The following is a 2,246-nucleotide window of genomic DNA, read 5'->3' as shown; positions in this document are numbered from 1 at the left end:
ATGGGTGTTGAAACCTATATGCTTACCGGAGACAATGAGGCTACAGCACTCAATGTTGCCCGTGAAGTCGGAATTGATAACGTTGAAGCCGGTGTTCTTCCTGAAAACAAATTGGACATAGTAAAATCCACTCAGGCAAACAATACTAAAAAGGTTCTGTTTGTCGGGGATGGAATCAATGATGCTCCGGCACTTACACAGGCTGATATCGGTGTTGCCATGGGCAATGGTACAGATATTGCAATGGAAAGCGGAGACATTGTTGTGATGGAAGGTGATTTGGAAAATGTCGTTGCTGCAGTTCAGTTTTCCAAAAAGGTCATGCGCAGAATCAAGGAAAATATTTTCTGGGCATTTGCATATAACTCAATATTGATTCCAATCGCAGCAGGTGTATTGTATCCGACATTCGGAATCACATTTGAACCCGCTCTGGCAGGTCTTGCAATGGCAATGAGTTCAGTAACAGTTATCACATTATCTCTGATGCTTAAGAGATATGTTCCAGAAATAAAAAGAGTTAAAAATTAATTGGTTAAACCAATTAATTCTATTTTTTAAATTTAAAACCAGCTTTCTGATTTTTCAAGAAGTTCGTCGATGATTGTTGGGATAGATCCTGTATAGGTGTGAGGATCCATAATCTTGTCAACGTCCTCTTGGGTCAAGTATTTTTGAACCTCTTCATCTTCTAAGATTAACTCGCCGAGTAATAGTTTTTCTTTGTTTGCTTTAATTGCATTTTTCCTTACAATTCCGTAAGCGGTTTGTTTTCCCATTCCTGCACGGGTCAGCTCAGCCATTAATCTTTCAGCCATGATTAAACCGTTGGTCAAGTTCAGGTTTCTTTCGATGTTTTCATCGTAGAATACCAGGTTATTCATTAACTTGATGGTAAGGTTTAAGATGTAATCGGTTAAGATGCAGCTTTCAGGAAACATGATTCTTTCACATGAGGAATTGGTCAGGTCTCTTTCGTGCCAGAGAGGGTTGTTGTCGAGTGCGGCATTAACATATGACTTAACGATTCTTGCAACACCACAGATTCTTTCAGCTGTAATCGGGTTCATTTTATGAGGCATTGTACTGCTTCCAACTTGTTTTTCAGGGTCGAAGTATTCCCCGACTTCCATCAGTTCAGTCCTTTGGAGGCTTCTGATTTCAAGTCCGATCTTATCAAGGGTACTTGCAATATTTGCCAGAACGCTTATGAACTCTACATGATTGTCCCTTTGAACAACCTGATTTGTGATTGTTGCTGCAGGCAATCCTAGGATTTCTGCAACGGTTTTGTGAACTTCCCAACCTTGTTCGCCTAATGCTGCAGTGGTACCGACAGCTCCATCCATCATTCCAATACAGACATTTGCCTTAGCATTTTGTAATCTGACGTATTGTCTGTGGAGTTCATCTGCCCAGATACCGAATTTCATTCCGTAAGTGGTTGGAAGTGCATGCTGTCCATGTGTACGTCCAATGCATACCTTCATCTTATTCTCGCTTGCAAGCTTGAGCATGATTTTTGTCAGTCTTTCAAGTTTTTCTTCAAGAACGTCAATGGAGTCACGTATGAGCAGGGAATTGGAACTGTCTACAATATCGTTGGATGTAGCTCCAAAGTGGACATATTCTCCTGCACCGTTTTCACATACTTCGGTTATTGATTTTGATAATGCTGCGATATCGTGGTTGGTTTCAGCTTCGATTTGTTTCATTCTTTCTAATTTTACGTATTTTGTATTTGCTTTTGCTGCAATTTCGTCTGCAACTTCCTGTGGTATTATGCCTAGTTTTCCTTCAGCTAAAGCCAATGCAGCTTCCACATCTAGCATTCTTTGTAATTTATTTTCTTCTTCCCAAATATTTTTCATTTCAGGAGTACCATACCTAAATTCAATTGGGTGTATAGCCATTTTTTATCATCTCACTTAAAAATTATAATAACAATAATATTTTTGTTGTTCAAACTATTAAATTTTAGCAAACATTTATATTGTTTCATATAAAGAATAATTATTACTATTATAAATTCATTTATAATAGGTGGTAATATGGAAACAAAAATACGACAATTCCGCCAGGAAAAAGGTATAACTCAACAGGAGTTAGCCGATTTAACTGGTGTCACACGTCAGACAATAAACGCTTTAGAAAATGCACGTTACAATCCCTCATTAGTATTGGCATATAAAATTACAAAAATTTTGGGTAAAAATGCAATTGAAGATGTTTTTGTGCTTGATGAC

General features: G+C 38.0%; 3 protein-coding genes. 2 read left to right on the top strand and 1 reads right to left on the bottom strand.

Translation table 11 applies throughout. The features are described 5' to 3' along the window. A partial coding sequence (locus QZN27_RS09810) for an HAD-IC family P-type ATPase (protein WP_296787040.1) occupies positions 1-531 on the top strand: 531 nt, incomplete at its 5' end. Positions 532-563: 32 nt separating this feature from the next. On the opposite strand, the gene purB is transcribed toward QZN27_RS09810, so the two are convergent. Next, entirely contained in the window at positions 564-1,913 is a 1,350-nt protein-coding gene (purB, locus tag QZN27_RS09805) for an adenylosuccinate lyase (RefSeq protein ID WP_296787037.1), read from the bottom strand. 138 nt (positions 1,914-2,051) lie between these two features. On the opposite strand from purB, the gene QZN27_RS09800 reads away from it, so the two are divergent. Beyond that, positions 2,052-2,246: helix-turn-helix transcriptional regulator (locus tag QZN27_RS09800; protein ID WP_296787035.1), on the top strand; the 195-nt coding region annotated here is incomplete at its 3' end.

This window comes from uncultured Methanobrevibacter sp. (assembly GCF_900316895.1).
Classification (GTDB): domain Archaea; phylum Methanobacteriota; class Methanobacteria; order Methanobacteriales; family Methanobacteriaceae; genus Methanocatella.
The sequence above is the reverse complement of the archived record's forward strand: the minus strand, read 5'-3'. Positions and strand labels throughout refer to the sequence as shown.